The sequence below is a fragment of the Porticoccus sp. genome (assembly GCF_965660005.1).
Classification (GTDB): domain Bacteria; phylum Pseudomonadota; class Gammaproteobacteria; order Pseudomonadales; family Porticoccaceae; genus Porticoccus.
The window spans coordinates 11,390-36,751 of sequence record NZ_CBFHYF010000016.1 but is presented as its reverse complement, the minus strand read 5'-3'; the positions used below and the strand labels follow the sequence as shown (position 1 = coordinate 36,751).

Below are 25,362 nucleotides of genomic sequence, written 5' to 3'. Positions count from 1 at the left end.
TCGTCACTATGCCAATCGACACTGTCGCGGGCATCCCGGTACAAATTCACCAGGGCACTGTTAAAACTGTGCCCCGCCGCCGCCTCAACCACCTCCCTGATTTCACGCAGTACCGGCAGCCAGGGAGTGGCCTTGAACTGCCGCCCGGAATATTGATAGTCGGCACCGGCATCACCATACCAGGCATTGAGGCGCGGAATTTTCATTGCGCGGCCGGCAATCACGATGTTGCTCTGCTCCCAGGCCACCTGTTCCATAAGTGCTTGTTGCCACTGATCAGCCTGCTGAACTGGAATCAACTGCGACCAATAGCGCAGGGCTCCATCGGATAGTTCTATATCGAGCGGATCCTGATCGGCGGCAAACAGGCTATGCTGGTTCATCACTGGGAATTCATGGGGCTCTCCCCTCGATCAGCTTCTGAACCGAGCGGGGTAAATCGTCGGCTCGATTTCCAGCGCCACAGCAAACTTCCGCTGTACCGAGTCGTTGATTTCCTCTGCCAACGCCAATAGCTGGGCGCCAGTGCCACCACCAAAGTTGACCAGCACCAATGATTGACGGTCGTGAACGCCCACCCTGTCGCGGATCACTCCGCGCCAGCCAGTCTGTTCAACCAGCCAGCCGGCAGCCAATTTGACGGTACCATCTGCCTGGGGGTAGTACACGAGATCGGGAAACTGCTGACGCAGTGCGACTGCCTGACCCTCCGTCACGACCGGGTTTTTAAAAAAACTGCCGACATTGGGTAGCTCGACAGGATCAGGTAATTTACTGCGCCGCACTGCACAGACTGCCGCAGAAACCATGGCGGGTGTCAGTGAGGACTCATCACAAGCTTCGAGTGCCTGTAGCAGGGCCGGATAGGTCAGGCGCAAATGCGGCCGGACAGACAATGACAGCGTGATGGCGGTAATCACATACTGGTTGCGACCCGCCTGTTTAAACAGGCTATCCCGATAGCCAAAACGGCAGTCTGCAGCCAGCATCGTATGCAACTCACCGCTGGGCAGGTGGACCGCCTCCAGCGAGTGAAACAGTTCGCTCAATTCGATGCCATAGGCACCGATATTCTGAATGGGGGCCGCACCGGCCAGGCCCGGAATCAGGGACAGATTCTCCAATCCGTACCAGCCATTTTTAAGGGTGTGCAACACCAGGTGATGCCAGTTTTCGCCGGCAGCGATGCGAATATGGCGCTGCTCACCGGCCTCCGAACCGGAGGCCAATGCAATACCCGGAATGGCTATTTGCAGTAGCAGCCCCGGCAAATCATCGACCAGCACCAGATTGCTGCCACCACCCAATGGCGTCACAGGGATGCCTTTTTGTCTGGCCCATTCAAGAGCCTCGAACAGGTCTTCGCGGGTGTTGATACGACAGAAAAATTCCGCCGTGGCAGGCAGGGACAGCGTGTTGTGGGGTTGCAGTGAAACGGCGGCCTGAATATCGAGCATTAATCCAGTTGCCCGCGCAGATGATGCAGCAAACCATTGGTGGCATCCTCCACCAGATCCAGCACTGCTTCAAACCCCTCATCACCACCGGCATAGGGATCGGGCACCTCTTTCAGGGGGCTGTTGCCAAAATCGAGAAACAGACCGAGATGACCGGCAAAATCAGGCAGTGCCAGTGCCTGTAAATCCCAAAGATTCTGTTGATCCATGGCGAGCAGATAATCAAACGCCAGAAAATCCTCTGGCCGCACCTGACGAGCCCGCAGGTGACTCAGGTCGTAACCGCGCTTCAGTGCAGCCGCACTGGCTCTTGAGTCTGGCGAACGCCCTACGTGCCAATCACCCGTACCGGCAGAGTCGATCAGAATCCGGTCCTGCAAACCAGCCTCCGCCACCCGCCTCTCAAAAATCCCGTGGGCGGTGGGCGAGCGACAGATATTGCCAAGACAGACAAATAACACACGCAGCTGCTTCATGCGAACGTCCCCCTGAAAATCGCGATGACCCGCTGCAGATCCTGCTCGGTATCGACGCCACCGGGCACATCGGCCACAGCGCTGGCCACATGAATCCGCTCACCATTCCACATGAAACGCAACTGTTCGAGGCACTCCAGCGCCTCAATGGGTGCCACCGGCCATTGTACGAACCGGTTCAGCAAACCGACCCGGTACGCGTAAATACCGATATGTCGCATCGGTTGCAGGACGGCAGACATAGCCGCAACCCGGTCACCGGAAAAATCCCGTGGCCAGGGCACCGGTGCACGACTGAAATACAACGACATGCCCTGACAGTCCGTAACGACCTTGACCACATTGGGGTTGGCGAAACTCGCTTCGTCTGTGATCGGTTCGCAAAGTGTTGCGATACCCGCACTGGGATTGTTGATGAGGTTTGCAGCCACCTGGTCGATGACTGCAGGGGGAATCAACGGTTCATCGCCCTGCACATTGATCAGCACATGATCTTCGGCAAAGCCGTATTGTGCGACCACTTCCTGCAAACGGTCTGTACCCGATGGATGAGACGGAGACGTCATACAAACCTCTCCACCAAACCGGGTTACCTCATCGGCAATCTGCTGATGATCCGTGGCGACAATCACCCGGTCAGCGCTGCTCTGGCAGGCCTGTTCATAAACCCGCTGGATCATGGTTTTACCGGCGATATCCTGCAGTGGCTTACCCGGCAAGCGAGTGGAGGAAAATCGGGCGGGAATCACAACAGTAAAGGTCATAGCGACTCAATTGTTTTCTACAGGGTTGTCATCAAATGGTTTTTACGGGTTTTACCGGGTTCCCGATGGCCCTTGCCAATTGTTCTATAAATTGCGGATTGGGCAAAGCCTCAACATCCAGAACCCAAACATTATCATCGCAATCGGCAGCGCACTTTACCGCATCCTTGGCTGTGATAATAACCGGCAGATTATCTTCAAAACACAACTCCTCGCCCGTAAACCGGTGGTGGTCCGGCAGCGGGTGGAGAATCGGCTCAAATCCTAGTGATGTGAGGGTATGGGCAAATCTGGCGGGATTTCCAATCCCGGCAACGGCATGCACCCTGCGTTCGCGGGACCAGTTGTCGACATCCACCGATTCGCCAGTGGCCAGGTGCCGAAAGTGAGCGGGTAACAACTTGAACGCACCCTGGTGGGGAATCGACAGGCTGGCCACCGTTTCATTTGCCACCACAAAATCGACTGTTTCCAGCCGTGACAGTGGCTCCCGCAGCGGCCCCGCAGGCAGGCAATGGCCATTGCCTATGCCGCGCTCGCCGTCGATGACCACAATTTCAATATTGCGGGGTAGTCGATAATGCTGCAAACCATCGTCGCTGAAAATCAGATTGCAGTCCGTATTTTCCAACAGGTATCGGGCTGCCCGATAACGGTCCGGATCCACCACCACCGGACATAGTGATGACAACAACAGGGGTTCATCCCCCACCTTGTCTGGTGTAGAGGTCTCACTAACCAGCAGCGGGTAACGGGTTGCCGAACCGCCATAACCACGGCTGACAATCCCCGGGTGGTAACCCTGTGCCTGAAAAATAACCACCAGCGCGGCCAGCAATGGCGTTTTCCCGGTCCCACCCACGCTGATATTACCCACAACAATCACGGGAACCGGCAATGGGCAGAGGGAGTTAATCCGCTGGTAATAAAAACGTCGACTGCCGCTCACTGCCCTGAACAACCAGGAGAAAGGCAACAGCAAAAAGACCCAGCTGAAGGAACGATACCAGGCGCTTTCCAGCGACTCTCGGAAATTCATGACCGCAACGCCCGGTCAGATGGCCAGATGGGGTTCGTCATTGAATTGCTTCTGGTGCAGCTGTGCATAACGACCATTCATGGCCAGTAGTTCACTGTGGGTGCCCTGCTCAATGATCTGCCCTTTATCCATTACCATAATGCGATCAGCGTTCTCGATGGTGCTGAGGCGGTGGGCAATGACAAAGGTGGTACGCCCCTTCATCACCTGCTCCAGCGCTTTCTGGATGTGATGCTCGGATTCGGTATCGAGGGCTGAGGTCGCCTCGTCCAGAATCAATACCGGGGCGTTTTTCAGCAGTGCACGGGCAATCGCCAGCCGCTGCCGCTGGCCGCCGGACAGCATAATGCCCTCGTCACCGATCTGGGTATCAAACCCATCCGGCAGTCGGTCGATAAACTCCAGTGCATGGGCTGCGCCGGCGGCTTCGCGCACAGCAGAAGGTGGATTTTTACCCAGTGAACCGTAGGCGATATTGTTGTAAATCGTGTCATTGAAGAGCGTCACATTCTGCGACACCAATGCAATATGGCTGCGCAGATTGTCGAGGGTGTAATCCCGGATATCCAGCCCGTCCAGCAGAATCGCTCCCTCACGGTGGTTGTAAAAACGGGGGATGAGGTTCACCAGAGTGGTTTTGCCACTGCCGGATTGGCCCACCAACGCTATGACTTCACCAGGCTTAACCTCCAGATCAATACCGTTCAGCACGTTGCCGGCTTCTTCGGAGTAGGCAAAACTGATATTTTTAAACTGAAAGTGCCCTTCGACACGTGCCTTCTCTACCGTGCCTAGATCCGGCTCGTTGGGCTCATCGAGCGTTGAAAAAATGGTGCCCGCCGCGGCGATGCCTTTCTGAACATTGCTGTTCACCTCGGACAATTGGCGAATCGGTTTGGCCAGCAGTGCAGCTGAACCGAGAAACTGGACAAACTCCCCACCACTCATGTTGGCCAGCACATTGGGGTCCAGCGCCAGCCACATCAGTAGAGACAGGGCCATCGCTACCAGTAGCTGAATGACCGGGGTGCTGATACCCTCCGCCACAGCCATTTTCATTTGCTGACGGCGGTTGTAGTTGCTGGCATTGTGCATGCGGTCACGCTCGTATTCGACACCACCGAACAGGTGCATTTCACGATAACCACTGACCGCTTCCTGGGTCACATGGGTCACGTTGCCAACCGATGACTGAATACGACGACTCAGCAACCTGAACCGATTACTGACATAGCCCACCACTGCACCGATGAGCGGCAGTACGATGACAAAAATCGCCGCCAGGCGCCAGTTCAGGTAAAACAGGTATGAGATAAGGCCAATAACCAAGGCACCTTCACGGATGATGACCTTCAGTGAATTAGTGGCGGCGTGGGTCACCTGAGCCACATGAAAAGTGATGCGGGAAATCAGGTGGCCAGACATATTGGTATCAAAGAATCGACTGGGTAACGAGGTATACTTGTTGAATAAATGGGTGCGCAGATTGTGAACCAGAATCTGGGTCACATAGGTCATGCAATAGCCGCCTACAAAGAAACCAATGCCCCGCGTGATCGCAATCATGAACATGATCACGGGGATAATCCAGCGACTCTCAGCGAGCGCATCGTCACCACCCAGCAAACCCGCCAACCAGGACGTCGATCCCTCCCCCATGTCCGTCATTTGACCGGGCAAAGCCGCCGATTCTCCAGAGATGGCATTGATCGCGTTAACGGTATAGCCGAACAGGTCTATAAAAGCCACTTCCATGGCGGAGAACAACACCAGGCCCAGAATACTGAGCAGAAAAATGCCCCAGTAATTCTTCAGATAGGACAGTAAACGCAAATAGACCTGCAGACCGGACATCTCAGGGTGTTCGGTATCGGGAATGGTACTTGCCACTATGACTCCTCAGGATTCGCCGTCGGGCTGTATTGTGGTGATTTTCAGATGAACAAAGCCCATTCTACCTGCAGCATCCATCGCTGTAACCACCGCCTGATGGGTTGCATTGGCATCGGCGGTAATAATCAGGGGCATCTCAGTATTCCCGTAGGAAACATCTTTCAGTGCTTTTATCAGAGTCTCGATTTGGCGGTTGATCAATAACTGTCCATTGACGCTGTAGGCGCCGTCCCTGTCGATCAGCACTTCAATTTGATCGGGTGGCAACTCCGTCAGAGAACCATCAGCCTCAGGCAAATCAAGCACCAGATGAGACTCCCGGGTAAAGGTCGTCGACACCATAAAAAAATCAGCAGCAGAAAGACCACATCAATCAATGGTGTCAGATTGACGCCATTCTCAAGTTTGCGCTGCCTGCGGAACTTCACTCGGCGCTGCTCTCGTCGCTGCGCATCACCCGATCACCGTGGATGGCATCCACCAGTTTAATGGCCTGGTTTTCCATCTCCACCACCAGGCTATCTACCCGTCGTTCAAAGAAACGGTGAAATACCAGCGCCGGAATGGCCACCGTCAAACCCGCCGCTGTGGTAATCAGCGCCTCTGAAATACCGCCGGCAAGCACGCCGGCATTTCCGGTGCCTTCAATCATGATCGCCGTAAACACTTTAATCATGCCAATCACGGTGCCCAGCAGGCCGAGTAATGGCGCAATGGCTGCGACCGTTCCCAGTGGCGAGAGATTTTTTTCCAGATCGTGAATTACCTGGTTTGCAGCTTCCTCAATACTGTCTTTCATGACCTCGCGACCGTGGCCAGAATTGCTGATACCCGCGGCCAGAATGGTACCGAGCGGTGATGAGCTGCGCAGCTGATGAAGATTTTCCTTACTCAATTGATTCTGCTTCATCCAGTGCCACACCTGCCCGAGCAACGTTGGTGGCACCACTTTATTTCGACGCAGTGTCCAGTAGCGCTCAAAGGCAACGGCTATCACGACGATAGAGGAAAGTAGAATTGGCAACATCAACCAGCCGCCGGCAATCATCAGTTCGTACACGTTTGTCCCCAGACCGCAACAACGGCGAAAACTTTACCATAATCAGTGAATGGCGCAGTACTAAACAGCCATGTTAAGCAGCAGATACGCTCTATATGCCTGTTATTTTGGTATTTACGCGACACCGTTCATAAAAAATTCGTCCACAATGTCAAAACCAATAGCGACGGGCGTGGGTGCGCTGTGCGGTCGTGGAAAACTCACCATTTTTCTGCCAACGGAAAGTTATCGCACCCTGCTCTGCAGTATTCCAGAGGGTTGCGCCCCGTTTTAGATAGCGTTGCACTACCGGCTCTGCGGGGTGACCAAAATGGTGGCGATGACCAGTGGAAAATACCACCTGTTGTGGATTTGTCACCTCCAGAAACTGTTGCGATGATGAGGTGTTGCTGCCGTGGTGGGGGGCTGCCAGCAACACAAAATGCTTTTTTCCCGCTTGTATCTGCTGCAATTCTGGCAATAGTCGGCGTTCCACTGTTGCGTCAATATCACCCGGCACCAGAATCACCTGGTCTAAATAGGTGATCGCCAGCACACAGGAGTGATTGTTATTATTTTTCTCCCCCGCATCGGCCGGATGGAGAATCCGGAATTCTACCCCGTCCCATGCCCAGAATTGCCCTGCTCGACATTGTTCAGGGGCTGAAACTGTCTCTTCGACAGCAGGGCTGCCGGCCAACCACATGGCCGGGCTGTAATGCCGCATCAATCCGGCAATGCCACCAGCATGATCGTTATCACTGTGACTGACGACCAATGTATCCAACCCGGTAACATCCCCCTTTCGCAGAAATGGTGCAACCAAAGCGCTGCCCGCATCGTAACTCTTGGCATGGCCCGGTCCCGTGTCATAAACCAGTGTATGTTTCCTGGTCTGCACCACAATCGAGAGCCCCTGCCCCACATCTAGAACTGTAACAGTCAGAAGCTCCTGACGACCTGACGGCAGACAAAACAATGCAATTGCCAGGGGAATCGATAGATAACGACCGGGTATTCCTCTGGGCAACAAAACCAGCCCCACAATGCAGACCATCAGTAATAATGACATTCCAGTCATTGGCCATGGGGGGTAAAGTGGTAACCATGCAGGGACTGCAAGCTTGGCTGTCAGAGTGACAAACCCTTCCAGCTGTTTTCCTGCCAACCACCAAAGCCATTCGGCCATAGCGGGACTAAGAGGTATCATCACCACGCCAAACAGGCACAGGGGCACCACCAGAAAGCTGATCCAGGGAATGGCTATGCTATTGACCAAGGGCGAGAACCAGGCCACCGGCAACTGCCAGAAAGCCAACGGCAAGATCAACAGGAGGAACATCAGCCACTGTACCCGGAAAAACAACTGCCATTTGGGTACGTGTTTCACCACCGGCACCAGCCACAACAACCCCGCCACAGCACCGAACGACAACCAGAACCCCGCTCCCATGATGGCGAGAGGGTCTATCAAGGCAACACCGGCCAATGCCAGACCAAAGATCATTGCCCTGCCAATATAGCGATTTGCCAGAAGTGCAACCAGAGCCACCATCACCATGATCAATGCGCGCTGGGTTGGCAGGCTGAACCCGGCCAATGCGCTGTATGACAGCGCGAACACAAGGGACAGGACAGCCCCCGAGTAACGGGCATTCATCGGTCGACAAAGATTCATCGGTCGACAAAGATTCATCGGTCGACAAAGCAGGGTAAAACACCTGGCCAGCAGCGAGCCTGCAACGTACCCCATCGCCGCCACGAACCCGATGTGCAGACCGGAGACGACCAAAAGATGGATAACGCCCAGCAGGGAAAGGCGGTACCACAAATCGTTTGAGATAAGCGATCGGTCGCCAATGGTCAACGCTGACATCAGTGCCTGCGCGTCTTCATTGAAATTGCTATTGATCATCTTCTGTTGCAGTTGATAGCGCAATCGGTCGAAGGACCAACGATGCTCAATTAACCGGTTCTGGGGGGATGCTCTGACATAACCCGTGGCCGAGAAACCCTGCTGAAGCAACCATGCCTGATAATCAAAGCCACCCGGATTAACATAGCCTCTCGGGCGCCGAAGCCGGACTTGCAGCTGCCAGACCTGCCCAGGTTCCGGAAACACCTCCTCGCCATACCAACTGAGCCGGAGTTTCTGTAACTTGAGATTGGTCGAAGCTTCATCCAGTCGAAGCTTGAACTGCACCCGGCGGTCGTCCCGCACCGGGATACTGTAAATTTCACCAACAATAGTGATATCTGTGGCGGTAAGTTCGTCGGGCAGCTGGTGCCCCAGTGTGTAATGGCCCCAGAAAAAGCCATAGACAATACCCAATAACAGAACAGAGAATGATGGCCAGCAATAGTGCAGTAAAAAGCCACCCAGCATGAGCAGCAAAACCACTGGCACAGCTGGGAGGTGGGGCCAGTAAACGACACTGAAGATACCAGCGGCAAAAAAATAGGGAGCTGACATTTGGGACATCCTTGTCACCAGACACCTTGCGGGTAGCAGATTATTTGCCCAGTATAGTGACCCGTCTGGCCAATACCAGCGCACAAATAAACGTTTTCAATTGCCAGTCATTCATCCACCGGTATTTCCCTCCCGTGCTGATGATTCAACAACCGAGAATGGTGGAAACCAATTTGCTAACCTTTTTTGGCACAAACCATGGGTAAATACGACAAACCTGCCAAAGTAGGTCTGATATTGTCGGGCGGGGGAGCAAGGGCCGCCTATCAGGTGGGCGTTCTGAAAGCGGTTGCAGAGACCTTGCCGAAAGACGTCAAAAACCCCTTTCCCATCATCTGTGGCACTTCAGCCGGTGCTATCAATACTCTGGCTATCGCGGGACGGGCGGGTCCGTTCAGCCTTAGGATCAAAAAACTGGAAGCCATCTGGCGTCAGCTCGATGCCACCAAGGTTTATCGCACAGACTTTTTTGGTGTACTTAAAAACAGCATTCATATGTTGCTGTCTTTTTTTCACAGTGGCTACGCTCTGGGCAAGCCGAAAGCACTACTGGACAATACCCCATTGCGGGAATTGCTGGATAACTACGTACGGTTTCGTCACATCCGGGAAGCAATTAATAGTGGGGAACTTGACGCTGTCAGCATTACCGCCATGAGTTACAGTACCGGCAAATCGGTCACTTTTTTTGAAGGTTCCGACAGTCACCAACCCTGGGCTGTTTCGCGGCAACTGGGACTGCGTACCGAACTGTCCACTGACCACCTCATGGCTTCGTCGGCCATTCCCTTTTTGTTTCCGGCCATCCAGATCAGGGACCAGTTTTTTGGTGACGGTGCCGTCAGGCAGCTCAAACCGATCAGCCCGGCATTAAACCTCGGCGCAGACAAGGTATTCGTGATCGGAGTGAGCGATTCACCCAATGGTAAGAATCGGTCACTCCCCATTGATCACTCGCCTTCCATCGCCCAGATCGTTGGCCACATGCTCAGCAGTGCATTTATCGACAGTATCGAAAGCGACCTGGAAACATTGAAGAACATCAATCGTCTCGCGGAACATCTGTCAGATAGCGAGCGCGAGAAACACGGCCTGAACGATCTCAAGCCCGTCAAATTTCTGGCCATCCTGCCCTCCCAGCCCATCGACAAGATTGCCTGCGATTACCTGGATGAATTACCCGTCAGTATTCGTCTGTTTCTTCGTTTCACCGGGGCCACAGCCCGGGGTGGCGGTGTCAATACGGCCAGTTACCTGCTCTTTTCAAAAGGCTTCTGCCGCAAGCTTCTGGAGCTGGGCTATCAGGATGGTTTGGCCCGACAACAGGAAATTTTGCGCTTTTTCGAGGAAGACTAACCATCGACGCCTGTTCACCCCTGAATGTCGGGTACCAGGAGTTTTTAATAATAGATAGACCATACCAATAAAATTACGACCGGTAATCATTGCTTTGAAACTTACAGCTTGTAAGATATGTCAAATATGAAAATTCAAAACTCAGGAGGCTCAAAAAGCCATGGCATACGATAAAGCAGTCGTTTCGACAACACTCGACCCTTCGGTCATCAAGGTTCTGCGCAATACCTACGCACTCCTGGCCATGACACTGGCGTTCAGTGCCATCATGTGTGGCGTAGCAATGGCGGTCAATGCTCCCTATATGGGGCTCTGGACGCTCCTGCCTTTCTTTATTTGTCTCTGGATGGTTGAAAAGAACAAAAACAGCTCTGCCGGACTACTCTGGGTTTTTGCCCTGACAGGCTGGATGGGATTTACATTAGGTCCGATTATCAGCTTTTATCTGGCGACTTCCGGTGCCGAGCCGGTGATAACCGCTCTCGGGGGAACAGCGTTGATTTTTCTCGCCTGTTCCGGTTACGTGCTGATAACCCGCAAGGAACTGTCTTTTATGGGCGGTTTTCTGATGGTTGGCATTCTGATGGCATTCGTTGCGGCCATCGCCAATATCTTCCTGCAAATACAGGGGCTGGCCCTGGCGCTGTCGTGCATTTTCCTGCTGATCTCTTCCGGCATTATCATGTGGCAGACCAGCGCCATTATCCATGGCGGTGAACGCAACTACATTTCAGCCACCGTGACGTTGTATGTGATGATTTACAACGTATTCACCAGTCTTCTTCACCTGATTGGCATGAACAACGATTGATCTCAGGTGACAGAGACCACAACAAACAACCATCTCAAAAAACTTCCTGGCTGGTCTGAACATCAGATCCGCCAGGAAGCCGCCCAGACTGAAATGCCGTTAACGGATGCCCATCTCGAAGTGATTCTGCTGGCACGACAATTCTATGCCACCTATGGCTTTTCACCATCCATGCGGCCGTTGATAAAATTTATGGCCGAGCATCTGGATATCCGCAAAGCGCGGAGCATTTATCTGATGCAGTTGTTCCCGCCAAATCCGGCCAAACAAGTTGCTCGATTGGCCGGTTTACCGCCACCGAAAAATTGCCTGTAAGCACATGGAGCAATTGTCATGAAATTAGCAGAAGAACATTGCGAAGCCTGTAGCGCTGATGCACCCAAGGTTGAAGACGCTCAAATAGCTTCCCTGATGGAACAGATTCCCGGCTGGACTGTGCTGGAGAGAGCCGGCATCAAGCAACTTGAGAAGACTTTTAACTTTGGCAACTTTCGGCAGGCACTCACCTTTGCCAACTACGTTGGTGAGTTGGCGGAAGCGGTACAGCATCATCCCGCCATATTGATTGAATGGGGCAAAGTGACGGTCACCTGGTGGAGTCACAAGATCCGCGGGCTACATCACAATGATTTTATTCTCGCCGCCAAAACGAGTGAACTGGAAACACCCCACCCAACAACAACGTAGTGCTTCCGATTAAATGCCGGGCCAGCCTGCAGCGTACATCAACTCACAACAGCTAAATGCAGTGCTAACTGACTGTCCCGACGTCTCAGGGTGCCCATTTTGCAAAACGCTGTGCTCCGTTTTCAGCACTGATCAGCAACCCATTAGGTGATTCCTCACTACCGGCACTTTTTAAGCCGGGGTGTCGCTCAAGAACACTCATCAGGATTGAACGCTGAGCGGGTTTCACATCCACATAAAGAATGTGTTTGCCCTCTGCCAAAGCCCCCTGAAAACGTTTAAAACGGGAGTTAGGCTGCTGAATCCCCCACATGCCACCTTCCCAGGTAATGAGCCCCATAACGACGAGAGCCAGCAGTACAAATGGACTCCAGCCAATCGATGCAGTGGCACCGGAGAAAACGGCAAACGACATCACCAGAACAGCGCTGAGAAAGCCAAATACTCCAGCGACTGCTGTTGCCCTAACCACATCTTTTCGCAATAAAGATGCCACATCATTCAAATGATGGTGAGCCAACCCGTCATCATCCTGACTCAGGACATGGATTTGTGGTTTTGTCATGCCATGGCCCTGCAGTTCACGCTCAATAACACCCAACTCGTCCAGCTCATCACTGATAAAATAATAGCGCTTCATAAGTTTTTCTCCAGAAAGGTACGCAATCACCCGACTACCCAACCCATTTATCGCAAGATAACCTAATGGGGCTAATCGTTATCTAAAGTATAGGCACTAATTATTTTTCCGCCTTCAGAATCAACAAATCTTTGGGGCTGTCCCAGTTGACTGGCACATTGCTTGTTTACCGATTGTTTCAATTGGCTTAATTGATGTTTTCGGTTGCCGTTATTAAATCGCCAATCGCAGGTAACGTATTTTTTCAGTCCAGACTCCGGCTCTATCCTGTTCCTGTCCATTATTTGTAGATGCGTGTCATGCTGCCCCGTCTTCGGCTCACTAACCTCACGTGATCATCATTTGAACCACTTTTGTCTTTGAAAAATCGTACCTTTTTGGAACCGGATGTTTTACATTAAGTTGACGTATTTTGATCAGTGCCAGTAGACGAGGTGACAATGAACTATCAGGGAAGCTCGATGGCCTTTTCCCAGCTTCTTCAAAACTGGGAAAAGCGATCAGCCGAAAATGCTGATTTACTGCCCACATCAATCACAGTACATGAACCAGACCAAATCAAATTACAGGCTCTTTCTGAAATGTACCAGTTGCCCGCCAACGAAATAGCCGCACATTTGCTGCACGTTGCACTGGAAACGCTGGAGGCCGAAATGCCCTATATACCGGGATCCAGGGTTATCCGTATTGAAGAGGGTAATGAGGTGTATGAGGATATTGGCCCGATGCCACGCTATCTCGAAACACAGCGTCGATTGAGAGAACAAACCAAATAATCTGTTTTCCCTATATTAGCAATGATTGCAAACTGATTACTCTCCACTTCCGGGCGAGTATTCTTTGCAATATGACATTTCAGTACATACCCCCGAGGGTAAGGTAACCCGGTGCAATCGATCAATCTCGACAACTACCAGCAGCAACTAGACGAGAAGCTCACCGCACTCCGTGCCACTTTCTGTGATATTCCACTCCCTGAAAAAATAGCGGTCTACCCATCAGAGTCAGTACATTTTCGGATGCGTGCCGAATTTCGCATCTGGCATGAAAATGGCCGTGCGCACTTTGCCATGAACCGGCCAGACAAAAAAACACCCTATATCGTCACGGATTTTCCGATTGGCGCACGATTAATCAACCGTTTGATGCCTTTTCTGATCAAAGAAATCAATGCGTCTCTGATATTGAGCAACCGTTTGTTCTCGGTGGAGTTTTTAACCACACTGAGTGGCGATGCACTGATCACCCTGCTTTATCACAAGAAACTGGATGAAATTTGGCAGCAGGCCGCAGAAGCTCTCCAGCAACGTATCGGTGTAGCTATCATCGGCAGAAGCCGCAAACAGAAGATCACGCTTGAACGAGACTATGTTCTGGAAGTATTGCATGTCCACGACAAGGATTATCACTACCGGCAGGTAGAAGGCGGATTTACACAACCCAATGCTGGTATCAACCAACTGATGCTGGCCTGGGCATTGGATAAAACAACCGACTGCGGTGGAGACCTGCTGGAACTGTATTGTGGAAATGGCAACTTTACTTGTGTCCTGGCACAAAACTTTAATCGTGTACTGGCAACGGAGATCTCCAAGATTTCGGTGCGCTCGGCGATAACGAATCTGCACAATAATGAAGTTGAAAATGTCACCATTGTAAGAATGTCCAGTGAGGACTTCTGCCAGGCCCTGGATGGTGTTCGCCCGTTCCGTCGATTACAGGATATCGACTTGCAACGCTACGCCTTCAGCACCATTTTATTGGATCCACCAAGAGCGGGCCTGGACCAACTGACGCTTCAATTGGCCATGAAGTTCGATAATATTCTCTATATCTCTTGCAACCCGACAACCCTGAAAGAGAATCTGGAGACCATTATCAGCAGTCATCAAATTGAACACTTTGCTGCCTTTGACCAATTCCCCTACACCCATCACCTCGAATGCGGGGTGCTACTGAAGAGATCCGGCAATCAGGCCACCGGCATCAACTGATGCCACCGACCAACCACGAATCTAAAAACCCGGTTGCCCTTGACGGCAAAAGTTGCTTGAATTCCTGTGAACTCAATGTGACATTCAATAGGCTGAAGCCAGATTCCACCCCTTACTCAGGAACCCTTAGATGAAATATTTTGTGCTCGCACTAGGACTGTTAGCCACACCAGCGCTCTATGCGTCACCCGGAAAAGTTGCCGAAAACTGCGCTGAATGGATAGAAGTCCGTCGACAGAATAACCATGAGCCTTCGCTGAACTGGCTACAGGGCTTTGTGGCAGGGTATAACGAATACAAATATGCCGGGAAACACCCTCATGGGGTGCTTGGCACTGAAAAAGATGCAGAGGTCGCCAAATGGATGGACAGCTACTGCCGGCAAAACATCGACAGCAACCCTCGGGCGGCGATCGAATCAATTATCGAAACACGCCAACATGTCAAGAAAGGATGTCCCGTCAGAAAACAAAGTGGTCGCCCCTGTGTACCGGCAGAAGAGGCGGAACAACCGGGACTCAATCAGTAATACGAGAACAGGTAATTGTTTGGCAGGGATAACGTTCAGGAAACCAATAATGGTTCGCCTGACGCCGTGCAATACAGATTTGAAGAAGACAGGGTGTAGATAAAAAACAGCAGGTCTGCTTAGGTGCCAGCTTGAATGCCAGCATAATTCCAGAGCAGACCTGCTATTTTTAGTATTTTATAGACCTTGATTGTTCAACCAGATGGAGTGCTCAACACTGCCTTCCACCATGCCTTCAGGGAGAATTTTATCTTTGGTAAGAGGGACCGCTTCTTCAGCAGCTTTTTTCCTCGCTTCTTCATTAGCAATTCTTGCTTCTTCAATCGCTTTCAGCTCTTCTTCTTTGGCCTTGGCTTCTGCTGCAGCAATTTCTTCAGGAGACAACGCTGCCGCTGCCTGCTCTTCGCTGGCACCATTGTCAGAACCTCCGCAAGCGGCCAGGCCCAATACTAATACCGAAACACCAAATAATTTTACAAAATTCATGTCGACTCCCTCTGGATATTGAACAAGAAAACGGGCACTAGTGCCTTGAGGATAGGGAGTCTAATGGGCATCTCGACAAAAATCTAGGCCTATCGGTGCCGGGAACGTACTGATTTTTAGTGTAGGGCTCAACAAAGCCGGTGACACGAGGGCGACGTCGAACATCTCTTGAAGACACCATTGATTGGGCAATTTGCACTGGCGGCAAATCTCGTGTTTTATTACAGCCTAGTGGCACAGCTTCATTTGACTCCGATATAATTCACCACTCTGGACAGTTATTCACGCCTATGCAACCAATCAAAGCCTCTCTCATCGGACTGGCAACCTTCTTCATCTTCTACCTGTCCATGCTCAGCATGCAATTTCCCTGGATGGTAACGGCAGGTGTCATCGGATTGTTGTCAAACACATTCATCTCCGGCTTTAGCGCCACATATAACCTTCGCGATGGCATGCTGACAGCCCTCGCTTATAGCGCACCGCTGGCAGTTTTTTCAGCATTAACGGTTGGCGATTTGGTCCTGCACGGCAAGGGAGCGCCTTTTATTTTCTGGTGCAGTACCGCTTTTATCACGCTTTGTTCGGGTTTTCTGGGCGTTGCCGCCATTTACCTGTTTCGCCTGATCCGTGGAGAAAACAAGCAATAAGATGATCGACCCCCAAATTCCAGCAACAACCTTGCCAGCTTGGCTTCAGTCTAATTGGAAACAATGCAGTGAATGATATCGTGATTAAAAAACCGGCGGTCTATTCGCCTCTGCAGATCGGACTGGGGTCATTTTTGGGCGGTCCCATCGCCATGGTTTATTTCTTGTGGAATAACTTTCATACTCTGGAGAAAGCAGCGGCTGCCAGAAATACACTGGCGTTTGGTTTTTTATTTATCGTGGCACTGCTGGTTTTCACTCCCATGCTGCCTGGCGAACTTCCTGGTATCGCCATTCAGTTCGTCTACTCACTGGTGGCATTGCAAATGGCCGTTACCTGGCAGCTGCGCAAGGATGCCATCACACACTCCATTCGCTTCAGCTTTCAATCAAACTGGCGAGTACTGTTATTCTGCATACCCCTCTATTTCACATGGCTTGGGATATGCCTGTTGGCCGCCAGAGTGAGTTAAACACAAACCAAAACAGCAGATTCTTTCGGAGCATGAATTATGGCCGTTTACTTAATCGCTGATGTCACCGTGACCGATGAGGCATGGATACCAAATTATGCCACTAGCGTACACGATATCGTCCATAAACACGGCGGCAAATACCTGTCTCGCAGTGCGAATATCAGTACCGTTGAAGGAACACCCTGCAACGCAGACATGATCGCCCTGGTTGAGTTTCCTGACATGACCAATCTTCAGGCATTTATCAATGATCCCGAGTACCGAGCTTTCCGGGAATCGAGAATTAAAGGCAGTATCAGCAACTTGCATGTGATTGATGATACTGATGCAGCAAAGACGATTCCGTATTTGCCGAAGGGCTGAACAGGGAAAGAGCGCCGAGGGAGCCCTTCCGATTAAAAAACATCCGGACTCGTCGAAACAGGCTGGACACGGATTCCTTCGGCTAAAGTCGGGATTCCGAGGCTGACGCCCCGCTAATGTTTTCCAACCGGATAAAAAAGCGTCTCCTGGTTTTGGTCAGGCTTTTTGTTCAACAATATCCTTGCTGCACTCACAGCGAACTCCCGGTATTTTGTCTCGATTTCCTCCCGCTCCCGGTCATAGCGGAGTTTTTCACGGGTGCTGAGCTTTTGCCACTCATCCAGAATCGGGATGTGCGCCGTGGCTTCCGTTAGTTGAAAAAATACCTGGAAGTGCTGCCGCTCATGCTCGGGAAGATCCAGTTGTGTAGCCATCATACTGATACGGATAGCGCCTTCTGTGAGCGTAACCTGATCGGCCTCTATAGCCGAGGCAATCACTCTTATGCTGTTGTGATAATGGTTTTTGCGCTCTTCCTGCTCTTCTGCCAGCAGTTTGTCCCGGGCATTCTTTGTGGATTTCAGTTTGCGGAGCTGCAGGTAAAGGTAAAAGGCATAGCCACTCAGTCCAACCAAAGCAACCAGTGCCAGACTTATAATAAGTATCATTGCTAACTCCCATGAAAGCTGTACGACCAAATGCAGGTGATCGGTCGATAAAGCCGTGTCGGTTATTTATTCCTGCTGATGAAGGCTGGCCGGAAATGACGCCTCATCCTGTTCGCTGGCCTGCTCAACCAGGTCATCAGGCAGGGAACGCTTGGTACGGGCGCCCAGTTTTTTGATGTCATCAAATTTTTTGATCAGGTTGCCCCTGCCATCGACGAGACGTTTACGGGTTTGTTGCCAGGCATCCTGGCTCTTGTCGATATACCGACCCAGGTCATCCAGCGACTCTACAACCAGCACTACTTGGTCATACAATTTGCCCGCCTCGGCGGCAATCTGCTGGGCGTTGCGGTTCTGATCCTCATAACGCCAGATGTTGTGGATGGTTCGCAATGTTGCCAGCAAAGTGGAGGGACTTACCAGGATAATCCCTTTGTCATAGGCGTCGCGGAAAAGCGTGTGATCATGCTCCAGCGCCAGCATGAAAGCCGCTTCAACCGGTACGAAAATCAGCACGAAATCCAGGCTATTCACCCCTTCAAGCTGCTCGTATGCCTTGCGACTAAGGCCATTGATATGGGTGCGCAGGGAAAGGATGTGCTGTTTAAGACAGCGTTGCTTCTCCTCGGGCAATTCTGCCCGGCAATACCGTTCATAATCTGTTAGTGACACCTTCGCGTCGACCACGATATCCCGCTGATCCGGCAAATGAATAATGACATCGGGGTTTCGGCGGTCGCCCTCCTCGTTCTTCAATGCCACCTGGGTTTCATATTCCCTCCCCTTGGTCAGACCGGATTGCTCGAGAATCCGCTCCAGAATGACCTCTCCCCAATTCCCCTGAAACTTGCTTTCGCCCTTCAATGCATTGGCCAGCAGAACAGCATCTTCCCCTACTTTCTGCGCCTGCTTCTGCAGCTCCACGATCTGCCCCACCAACTTGTTGCGCTCAGCGTTTTCCTTATCGTAGGCATCCTCAACTTTTTTGCGAAAATCGTGAATCTCTTTTCTCAGGGGATCAATGCTGCTGTTCAGTGTCCTGCTACTCTGCTCCGTAAATTTTTGTTGTTTTGCATCAAAGATGCGGTTGGAAAGGTTTTCGAATTCCTGAACCAATGACTCGCGGGCCTGACGGAGAAGCTGCAACTGCTCCTCATAGCGGGTCTTCTCACCCTCGAGACGCGCCTCGAGTGTCGCCTTGTCTCGATTCAGCATGCCGAGCTCTGTCTCGCGCTGAACAAGACGATTGCGCTGGTTATCAAGATCCTCTGCCAACCGGGCGATGGTTACTTCGAACACTGCACGCTGTTTTTCCGACAGCTGGCGCAACAGTAAAAAAGCCAGCAGAACCCCGGCTACAAAGCCGCTCGCGAGTAATAAAAACGTATCCAGAGTCAGAAGCATGAGATTTCCCGGTTATAACGGATATTCAGTACTGGCAGACAGCACAATCACACCACTGTTTTGGTAAACATTGAGGGTTGTGCGATCATGAAAGATGATTCAAGGATAACAAAGAAAGCCACCATGATGCGCCCGCTTTTTGACATTGATCCACTCAGGGAAGATATCGGTAACGGCGCACTGATTCTTACCGCCAATAATCGACTCGCCAGCAAAATTCGCCAGGCTTGGGGGTATTGGCATCAATCCTGCGCCTTGCGCTGGCCCGCGCCCAAAGTGTACGCCCTGGAACAATGGATTCATGAACAGTGGTTGCGCTGCTGTGACGTCGGTTTCAACGAGGCGACAGCGGGTTCCGGGCTGAGTACCGCCATGGAGCTATTCCTGTGGGAGCAGGTGATTACAGAAGACCATGAACGACCTGCTACGGCATGGCCGGCAAACTTTGCCCGATTGGCGAGTAACAGTTATGCCAATAGCCAGAGTCATCTGATACCGGATGCCCGCCTACAGGAGGAAGCCCCGCTGTTGTGGCGGTGGATAAGTGATTTTCGTCAGAAGCTCAGGCAACACGGCCTGATCACATCTGCAGAGAAGATCAAAATACTCCAGAATGCATATGGCTGCGGTATTCTGCCCCCTATTCCGGCCATCACACTCTGCGGGTTTGATACCCTGACTCCACTACACCGTCAACTGCTTGAAGAGATCAGCAGCAACCTTACTGTTGCCAGGGCAAAACCTGGCCAGCCACAACCACAACAGGTCGCGTTATACGATGAGCAAACTGAGCTGACCGCCGCCGCTGACTGGGCAGTGGCTCGCAGTCTGGCTACACCTGAAGCTCGTATTGGCATTCTTGTCCCGGAGTTACCGAAACTGCGCAACAAAATTGCACGTATCCTGCAAACCCGCCTTCAACCGGGTTATGGTGAGCCGGAACAGGCCAGAACAGGCCCGTCATTCAACTTATCGGCGGGCATAGCGCTCGCTGAAACACCGCTGATTGCCTCAGCCCTGCTACTGTTGACCCTCAATCGGGCCGAGTTACCACTGGCTGACTTTTGTCGCATCCTCAACGCACCCTTTTGGAGCGACCCGTCTCCCGAATCGAGAGCAAGAGCGGAGTTATTGTTGCGCAAGCAGGGTAGAGTCTCACTCCGCAGCAGCGAGTTCCGCTATCTGGTCAGCAAGGCAGAGAAAGTTATCGACACCGGCATGAGTCAACGATTGTCACAAATGGATGTATTGCGCCGGGCCTTGCCGGCGACTGCCGGATTCTCTGCGTGGCTGGCATTGTTCCAACAACAGTTGGCCACACTGGGCTGGCCCGGTAAACGTACACTGGACAGTGAAGAATACCAGCAGCGCCAGCATTGGCTGGACATGCTGGAACAATACCAGTCGCTGGATCAGCTGAACTGCAAGGTAAACCTGAGCGAAGCACTGCGACAGTTGCAACAACTGGCCTGTAACACCGTCTTTCAGGCCGAAACAGCCGACAGCAGTATTCAGGTTCTAGGGCTTCTCGAAGGCGCTGGCCTGAATTTCGACCACCTCTGGGTTATGAGCCTCGACAACCGCCGCTGGCCACAACCCACGGCACTCAATCCGTTGCTGCCGGTTGGCCTGCAGCGGGAATTCGCCATGCCGAGAACTGACCCCGAACGAGAGCGTCAACTGGCAGAGTTGCGGCTGACTGGTTTGATGAGGGCGGGACCCGAAGTAATCCTGAGTTACAGTCAGTTTGATGGTGAGCAGCAACTGCAACCCACCAATCTGATTGCCGGAGTACCGACAATAGAGCCGGATAAGCTGCCCCGAAAGACCGGTCGGGCAACCCATTCCGTCACACTGGAAATGGTTTCCTGTGAATTCGCCCCACCGCTCGATACAGTAAAAGAAGCGATCAGGGGTGGCACCCGTATCCTGAAAAATCAGGCCGGGTGCCCCTTCAATGCTTTTGCCATTCATCGATTGGGGGCAGAGCAACCCCGGGAACCGTCCATCGGCCTCAATGCAGGTGATCGGGGCTCACTGATCCACGAATGTCTGAGGCAACTCTGGCAGCACCTGAGAAACCAGCAACAGTTGCTGGCACTGTCCGAACCGGAACTGGCTTCACTGATCGAGTCAACCGTGAACGCTGTTCTGAAACCCTGGCAAAAGCAACGGGCGGACCTGTTCGGCAAGGCGTTTACCCGCATCGAACAAAAACGGCTGACACATTTGCTAAGTCAATGGCTATCCATTGAAAAGCAGCGCCCGGCCTTTAGCGTGGTAGCGCTCGAAAAGCACGAGAGCACACAATTTTCTGGACTGCCGCTGCGTATGGTCATCGACCGGATTGATCTTCTGGCCAGCGGCCAGAAGATCATCATTGACTACAAAACCGGCAAAGCGGAAACCAGTCAGTGGCTGGGTGATCGCCCAGAGGATCTCCAACTGCCGCTTTATTTACTGTGCAGTGACATACCCGCATCCGCCGTTTGCTTTGCCCGCATCAACCCGTCGGAACTCCTGTTTACCGGCTTTTCCGAGACCGACGGCCTGTTGGCTGGCATCGCGCCTCCCAGTGGCAAAAGGAAAGAGCCGGAAAGCTGGCAGGCCCTGGTGGATCAATGGCAACAGGCCGCAAATACCCTGGTGGAGGAATTCAAGACCGGTTATGCCGCTGTCTCTTTCCATAACAGCTTCGCCCGACAGTATCAAACCGAGCTGGAACCGCTGAATCGGGTCGTAGAAAGGCAGCAGCTATTTATAGATGAGGACAACGCATGACTGTGGCAGATGCGGCACAACGCCAGCGGGCACTGGATCCGAGGCGGTCTTTTGCCGTGGCCGCACCGGCCGGTTCCGGCAAGACGGAATTGCTTACCCAGCGGGTACTGGGGCTACTGGCAACAGTGGGCGCGCCGGAGGAAATCCTCTGTATGACCTTTACTCGGAAAGCGGCTGGCGAAATGCGACATCGCATTATTCAGGCCTTGACGCTGGCAGATAACCCTTCCCGCCCGGAGAGCGACCATCAGGCAACCACACTGCAACTCGCGGCCGCTGCCCTTGCCAGAGATCGGGAAAAAAACTGGCAACTGCTCCAGTCGCCAAACCGTTTGCGAATCCAGACCATCGACGGATTTTGCCTCAACCTCGCCCAGCAACTGGGGCCGGAAAGCGGTATCGGCGACTATGCCGAGCCGCTGGAAGACCCGGAGCCTCATTTCCGCCTGGTCATTGCCAAATGGCTGCTCCGCGAGCTGGAGCAGCAAACACCCCAGGGACAGGCCGTCGAGACCCTCCTTCAGCATCTGGATAACGACCTCAACAAACTGGAGCAGCTGCTGATTGCATTGCTGAAAAAACGCGAGCAGTGGTTATCCCATATGTTTTTTGCCAGAAATGCCCGGGATTACCTGGAGTCGTTTCTGAATAATGTGATTGAAGAAACGCTGGAAGCTGCAGCCACTCTGCTGGCACCCTTTGCCAGCGAAGTGGCCCTGCTGGCCGATTACGCTGGCAGCCATTTGCCGCCAGACAAGAATGATCAGCCTATCCGTTGGTGCAAGGGAATAACAGCGTTACCCGGCCACAACGCCGAAGATATGCCAATCTGGCTGGGCATTTGCGAGCTTCTGCTGACCAAGGAACCAAAATGGCGCAGCCGTTTGGACAAAAACACGGGCTTTCCAACCGAGGTCAACGGCGACAAGATTCTGGCCAAACAGCAAAAGGCGAGCCATGCCCAGTTGGTCGATCAATTACAAACCATCGGCGGACTGAAAGAATTACTGGAAGATATTCGAGCACTGCCCGAACCCCTCTATGAAGAAAACCAGTGGCTGGCACTGAATGCCCTGACCTATGTGCTTCCCACCCTGACGGCGACACTGAGCCTGCATTTCCAGCAGCACCGGGTTTGTGATTTTACTGAAATCACCCTGGCTGCACTGGGCGCATTGGGTCCCGAAGAGGAACCAACCGACCTGGCACTGCGGCTGGATTACCAGATAAAACATATTCTAACCGACGAATTTCAGGACACTTCCTCGGTACAGTTTGAGATTTTGCGACGTCTGATCGCCGGCTGGGAACAGAATGACGGACGCACGCTGTTCATCGTCGGCGATGCTATGCAATCGCTGTACAACTTTCGCAACGCCAATGTGGGTTTGTTTCTGGAGGCTCGAACACTACCCATCGGCCAACTGCAACTCGAAGCACTGGATTTGCAGGTCAACTTCCGCTCCCAGGAAAACCTCATCCGCTGGGTGAACGACACCTTTCCTGGCATTTTCCCGGCACGTGACGAAATCGGTCGTGGCGCCGTCAGTTACAACCCGGCCATTGCCTTTCGCGGTGTGCTACCGGAACAGCCCGTCACCCTTGATGCCTTCATCAATGCCCCCGATAACGGCCCTGAGGCATTGCGGATAGTGGCGCTGGTCGATGCCGCCAAAAAACGCAACCCACAGGGTTCGATCGGCATCCTGGTTCGAAGTCGTAACCATCTGCCCGACATTCTTGCCGCACTCCGGGAAGCAGGACACCACTGGCAGGCGACGGATATTGACCCGCTCGGCAACCGTATGCCGGTGGTCGATCTGATGTCCCTGACCCGCGCACTTCTGTCACCTGCTGACCGGATTGCCTGGCTGGCTCTGCTCAGGGCGCCCTGGTGCGGACTGGACATGGCGGATTTGCTCACGTTCAGCACGGCAAAGGCCGTCAGCACAGATGACGAAGGCATGCAGGCGCGTTTTCCGTTATTGCTGAGCCAGATGAACTGTATAACCGACATACCCGGATTATCCTCAACCGGCCGGCAAATTCTGCAACGGGTCAGCAAAACATTGATGGCCGCCTGGCAACAACGTCAGCGCCTGCCCCTACGCTGCTGGGTAGAGGGAACCTGGCGCGCACTGGGGGGAGAGGCGGCACTGAACGCAATAACAGACCAGCAACACTGTAACCAGTATTTTGACTTGCTGGAAAAACATGAGACGGCAGGCTGTATCGAGCACTGGCCCACCTTTGAAAAAGCGGTCAAATCACTCTATGCCGAGGCGGATGCCGGGGCAGACAGCAATCTCCATGTGATGACCATACACAAAGCCAAGGGACTCGAATTTGATACAGTCATCCTGCCAGGTCTGAATCGAAAATCCCGGGGAGAAGACAGGCAATTGCTATTGTGGCAGGAGCGCACCGGTATCAACGGAGAAAATCAACTGCTGATCAGCCCGCTGTCCCGGACGGATCAACAGAGTGATCCTCTCTATCAGTTCCTCGATCGCGAGCGAAAACTGAAAACCAGACTCGAAACAGCGCGGGTTCTCTATGTTGCGACCACCCGTGCCGTTGGCCATCTGCACCTCCTCTGCACCATGTCTGAAGACAAACCGGCTGCCGGCAGCCTGCTGGAGAGCCTTTGGCCAGCACTGAAAACCGACATTGAAAACCGATCCACATGGATTCAGTGGCACGATTATCCCCTCGTGAACAGCAAACCTGTCATCGCCCATGAAGCCGTGCTCAGTTCTCTACGCCGACTCCCGGCTGACTGGGAGAAGCCACCAACCGCGGGAACTGGGAAAACAACGCCACCAACCGTCGTGACACAAGCTCTGACGCTAGCTGAACTGGACACCGCCAGCCCGACACCGGAAGCTCGCCATACCGGTACCGTACTACACCGTATCTTGCGGCAGATGGTTATTGACGGCATTGATCAATGGTCCACGTCAACCATCCGGCAACGCATGCCTTTTTGGAACATTCAGTTGCGGCAGCTCGGACTTTGTGACACCACATCACCATTGGCGGTATTAGAGCGAGCTGTAGAAAACTGCCTCAGTGATCCAACGGCGAGATGGATTCTGGACAACCGACATCCGGACAGTGCCACCGAACTGGCGATTGACTACATTGCAGCGAACGGAGAACCGAAAACCGCTGTCATCGATCGGAGTTTTGTCGACCAGGAGATTCGCTGGATCATCGATTACAAAACCGCCAGTCCGAGAACCGGACAGACCACTCAACAATTCCTGGCGCAGCAGGTGGCTCAATACCGGGAACAACTGCAGCGCTATGCGCGGCTATTTGAGGACCCCGGTGCAATACCGGTTCAGAAGGCACTGTATTTTCCATTACTGCAGACAATCGAGCTCATTCCCTGAGTATTTTTAGCAGTTTGTTGCCCTCTCACACCATATCA

At 52.7% G+C, this 25,362-nt stretch carries 24 protein-coding genes and 1 pseudogene; 12 read left to right on the top strand and 13 right to left on the bottom strand.

Annotated elements, in window-relative coordinates; translation table 11 throughout:
- From ACTF5G_RS05525 to ACTF5G_RS05485, 9 genes and pseudogenes are all read right to left on the bottom strand, one after another.
- Positions 1 to 383, bottom strand: a 383-nt coding sequence (locus ACTF5G_RS05525) for an alpha-ketoglutarate-dependent dioxygenase AlkB family protein (RefSeq protein ID WP_438951821.1), incomplete at its 3' end; no start/stop codon positions are given.
- 30 nt (positions 384 to 413) lie between these two features.
- Positions 414 to 1,457 (bottom strand): UDP-N-acetylmuramate dehydrogenase, encoded by a 1,044-nt coding sequence (gene murB, locus ACTF5G_RS05520; RefSeq protein ID WP_438951820.1) that lies wholly within the window; start codon positions 1,455 to 1,457, stop codon positions 414 to 416.
- On the bottom strand, positions 1,457 to 1,933 hold the full coding sequence (locus tag ACTF5G_RS05515) for a low molecular weight protein-tyrosine-phosphatase (RefSeq protein ID WP_438951819.1): 477 nt from the start codon (positions 1,931 to 1,933) through the stop codon (positions 1,457 to 1,459). Before ACTF5G_RS05515 ends, murB begins: the two co-directional genes overlap by 1 nt.
- The gene (gene kdsB / locus ACTF5G_RS05510) at positions 1,930 to 2,697 is read right to left on the bottom strand and encodes a 3-deoxy-manno-octulosonate cytidylyltransferase (RefSeq protein ID WP_438951818.1); all 768 of its coding nucleotides are present in this window, start codon (positions 2,695 to 2,697) and stop codon (positions 1,930 to 1,932) included. Before kdsB ends, ACTF5G_RS05515 begins: the two co-directional genes overlap by 4 nt.
- A gap of 31 nt (positions 2,698 to 2,728) precedes the next feature.
- On the bottom strand, positions 2,729 to 3,736 hold the full coding sequence (lpxK, locus tag ACTF5G_RS05505; protein WP_438951817.1) for a tetraacyldisaccharide 4'-kinase: 1,008 nt from the start codon (positions 3,734 to 3,736) through the stop codon (positions 2,729 to 2,731).
- 15 nt (positions 3,737 to 3,751) lie between these two features.
- Positions 3,752 to 5,626, bottom strand: a complete 1,875-nt coding sequence (gene msbA / locus ACTF5G_RS05500; protein WP_438951816.1) for a lipid A export permease/ATP-binding protein MsbA — start codon at positions 5,624 to 5,626, stop codon at positions 3,752 to 3,754.
- A 9-nt stretch (positions 5,627 to 5,635) separates the two neighbouring features.
- A pseudogene (locus tag ACTF5G_RS05495) lies at positions 5,636 to 6,057 on the bottom strand (ExbD/TolR family protein).
- A complete protein-coding gene (locus ACTF5G_RS05490) occupies positions 6,054 to 6,677 on the bottom strand; it encodes a MotA/TolQ/ExbB proton channel family protein (RefSeq protein WP_438951822.1) in 624 nt (207 codons plus the stop codon). Before ACTF5G_RS05490 ends, ACTF5G_RS05495 begins: the two are co-directional and overlap by 4 nt.
- A 163-nt stretch (positions 6,678 to 6,840) precedes the next feature.
- On the bottom strand, positions 6,841 to 9,141 hold the full coding sequence (locus ACTF5G_RS05485) for a DNA internalization-related competence protein ComEC/Rec2 (protein ID WP_438951815.1): 2,301 nt from the start codon (positions 9,139 to 9,141) through the stop codon (positions 6,841 to 6,843).
- A 198-nt stretch (positions 9,142 to 9,339) separates the two neighbouring features.
- Here ACTF5G_RS05485 and ACTF5G_RS05480 point away from each other — a divergent pair, with 198 nt between their 5' ends.
- The 4 genes from ACTF5G_RS05480 (at position 9,340) to ACTF5G_RS05465 (ending at position 11,995) form a co-directional block, all read left to right on the top strand.
- Positions 9,340 to 10,497 (top strand): patatin-like phospholipase family protein, encoded by a 1,158-nt coding sequence (locus ACTF5G_RS05480; RefSeq protein ID WP_438951814.1) that lies wholly within the window; start codon positions 9,340 to 9,342, stop codon positions 10,495 to 10,497.
- Between the two features lie 160 nt (positions 10,498 to 10,657).
- Positions 10,658 to 11,308 carry a Bax inhibitor-1/YccA family protein gene (locus ACTF5G_RS05475; RefSeq protein ID WP_438951813.1) on the top strand — a complete coding sequence of 217 codons (651 nt, stop codon included), beginning with the start codon at positions 10,658 to 10,660 and terminating at the stop codon, positions 11,306 to 11,308.
- Positions 11,309 to 11,314: 6 nt separating this feature from the next.
- The gene (locus ACTF5G_RS05470) at positions 11,315 to 11,623 is read left to right on the top strand and encodes a TusE/DsrC/DsvC family sulfur relay protein (RefSeq protein ID WP_438951812.1); all 309 of its coding nucleotides are present in this window, start codon (positions 11,315 to 11,317) and stop codon (positions 11,621 to 11,623) included.
- Positions 11,624 to 11,641: 18 nt separating this feature from the next.
- Positions 11,642 to 11,995: a 4a-hydroxytetrahydrobiopterin dehydratase gene (locus ACTF5G_RS05465; protein ID WP_438951811.1), complete on the top strand. Its 354-nt coding sequence runs from the start codon at positions 11,642 to 11,644 to the stop codon at positions 11,993 to 11,995.
- Positions 11,996 to 12,080: 85 nt separating this feature from the next.
- Here ACTF5G_RS05465 and ACTF5G_RS05460 read toward each other — a convergent pair whose 3' ends face one another.
- Positions 12,081 to 12,635: an NAD/FAD-utilizing enzyme gene (locus ACTF5G_RS05460; protein ID WP_438951810.1), complete on the bottom strand. Its 555-nt coding sequence runs from the start codon at positions 12,633 to 12,635 to the stop codon at positions 12,081 to 12,083.
- 581 nt (positions 12,636 to 13,216) lie between these two features.
- Between ACTF5G_RS05460 and ACTF5G_RS05455 the strand changes: the two genes are divergently transcribed.
- The 3 genes from ACTF5G_RS05455 to ACTF5G_RS05445 all read left to right on the top strand — a co-directional run bounded on the left by ACTF5G_RS05455 (position 13,217) and on the right by ACTF5G_RS05445 (position 15,158).
- On the top strand, positions 13,217 to 13,411 hold the full coding sequence (locus ACTF5G_RS05455; protein ID WP_438951809.1) for a hypothetical protein: 195 nt from the start codon (positions 13,217 to 13,219) through the stop codon (positions 13,409 to 13,411).
- Positions 13,412 to 13,522: 111 nt separating this feature from the next.
- Positions 13,523 to 14,629 (top strand): tRNA (uridine(54)-C5)-methyltransferase TrmA, encoded by a 1,107-nt coding sequence (gene trmA / locus ACTF5G_RS05450; protein ID WP_438951808.1) that lies wholly within the window; start codon positions 13,523 to 13,525, stop codon positions 14,627 to 14,629.
- 130 nt (positions 14,630 to 14,759) lie between these two features.
- Positions 14,760 to 15,158 carry a hypothetical protein gene (locus ACTF5G_RS05445; protein WP_438951807.1) on the top strand — a complete coding sequence of 133 codons (399 nt, stop codon included), beginning with the start codon at positions 14,760 to 14,762 and terminating at the stop codon, positions 15,156 to 15,158.
- Between the two features lie 177 nt (positions 15,159 to 15,335).
- On the opposite strand, the gene ACTF5G_RS05440 is transcribed toward ACTF5G_RS05445, so the two are convergent.
- Complete coding sequence (locus ACTF5G_RS05440) at positions 15,336 to 15,644, bottom strand: hypothetical protein (protein ID WP_438951806.1); 309 nt, start codon at positions 15,642 to 15,644, stop codon at positions 15,336 to 15,338.
- Positions 15,645 to 15,934: 290 nt separating this feature from the next.
- Here ACTF5G_RS05440 and ACTF5G_RS05435 point away from each other — a divergent pair, with 290 nt between their 5' ends.
- The 3 genes from ACTF5G_RS05435 to ACTF5G_RS05425 all read left to right on the top strand — a co-directional run bounded on the left by ACTF5G_RS05435 (position 15,935) and on the right by ACTF5G_RS05425 (position 17,133).
- A complete protein-coding gene (locus ACTF5G_RS05435) occupies positions 15,935 to 16,294 on the top strand; it encodes a hypothetical protein (RefSeq protein ID WP_438951805.1) in 360 nt (119 codons plus the stop codon).
- Between the two features lie 68 nt (positions 16,295 to 16,362).
- On the top strand, positions 16,363 to 16,767 hold the full coding sequence (locus ACTF5G_RS05430; RefSeq protein WP_438951804.1) for a hypothetical protein: 405 nt from the start codon (positions 16,363 to 16,365) through the stop codon (positions 16,765 to 16,767).
- A 39-nt stretch (positions 16,768 to 16,806) separates the two neighbouring features.
- Positions 16,807 to 17,133, top strand: a complete 327-nt coding sequence (locus tag ACTF5G_RS05425) for a DUF1330 domain-containing protein (RefSeq protein WP_438951803.1) — start codon at positions 16,807 to 16,809, stop codon at positions 17,131 to 17,133.
- Positions 17,134 to 17,246: 113 nt separating this feature from the next.
- Here the strand turns inward: ACTF5G_RS05425 and ACTF5G_RS05420 are convergent, their stop codons facing one another.
- Complete coding sequence (locus tag ACTF5G_RS05420) at positions 17,247 to 17,741, bottom strand: DUF2489 domain-containing protein (RefSeq protein WP_438951802.1); 495 nt, start codon at positions 17,739 to 17,741, stop codon at positions 17,247 to 17,249.
- Positions 17,742 to 17,807: 66 nt separating this feature from the next.
- The gene (gene rmuC, locus ACTF5G_RS05415; protein ID WP_438951801.1) at positions 17,808 to 19,145 is read right to left on the bottom strand and encodes a DNA recombination protein RmuC; all 1,338 of its coding nucleotides are present in this window, start codon (positions 19,143 to 19,145) and stop codon (positions 17,808 to 17,810) included.
- An 87-nt stretch (positions 19,146 to 19,232) separates the two neighbouring features.
- Between rmuC and ACTF5G_RS05410 the strand changes: the two genes are divergently transcribed.
- On the top strand, positions 19,233 to 21,926 hold the full coding sequence (locus ACTF5G_RS05410; protein WP_438951800.1) for a PD-(D/E)XK nuclease family protein: 2,694 nt from the start codon (positions 19,233 to 19,235) through the stop codon (positions 21,924 to 21,926).
- Positions 21,923 to 25,324, top strand: a complete 3,402-nt coding sequence (locus ACTF5G_RS05405) for a UvrD-helicase domain-containing protein (protein WP_438951799.1) — start codon at positions 21,923 to 21,925, stop codon at positions 25,322 to 25,324. The genes ACTF5G_RS05410 and ACTF5G_RS05405 overlap by 4 nt, the downstream gene beginning before the upstream one ends.
- The last annotated feature ends 38 nt before the right edge of the window (positions 25,325 to 25,362 follow it).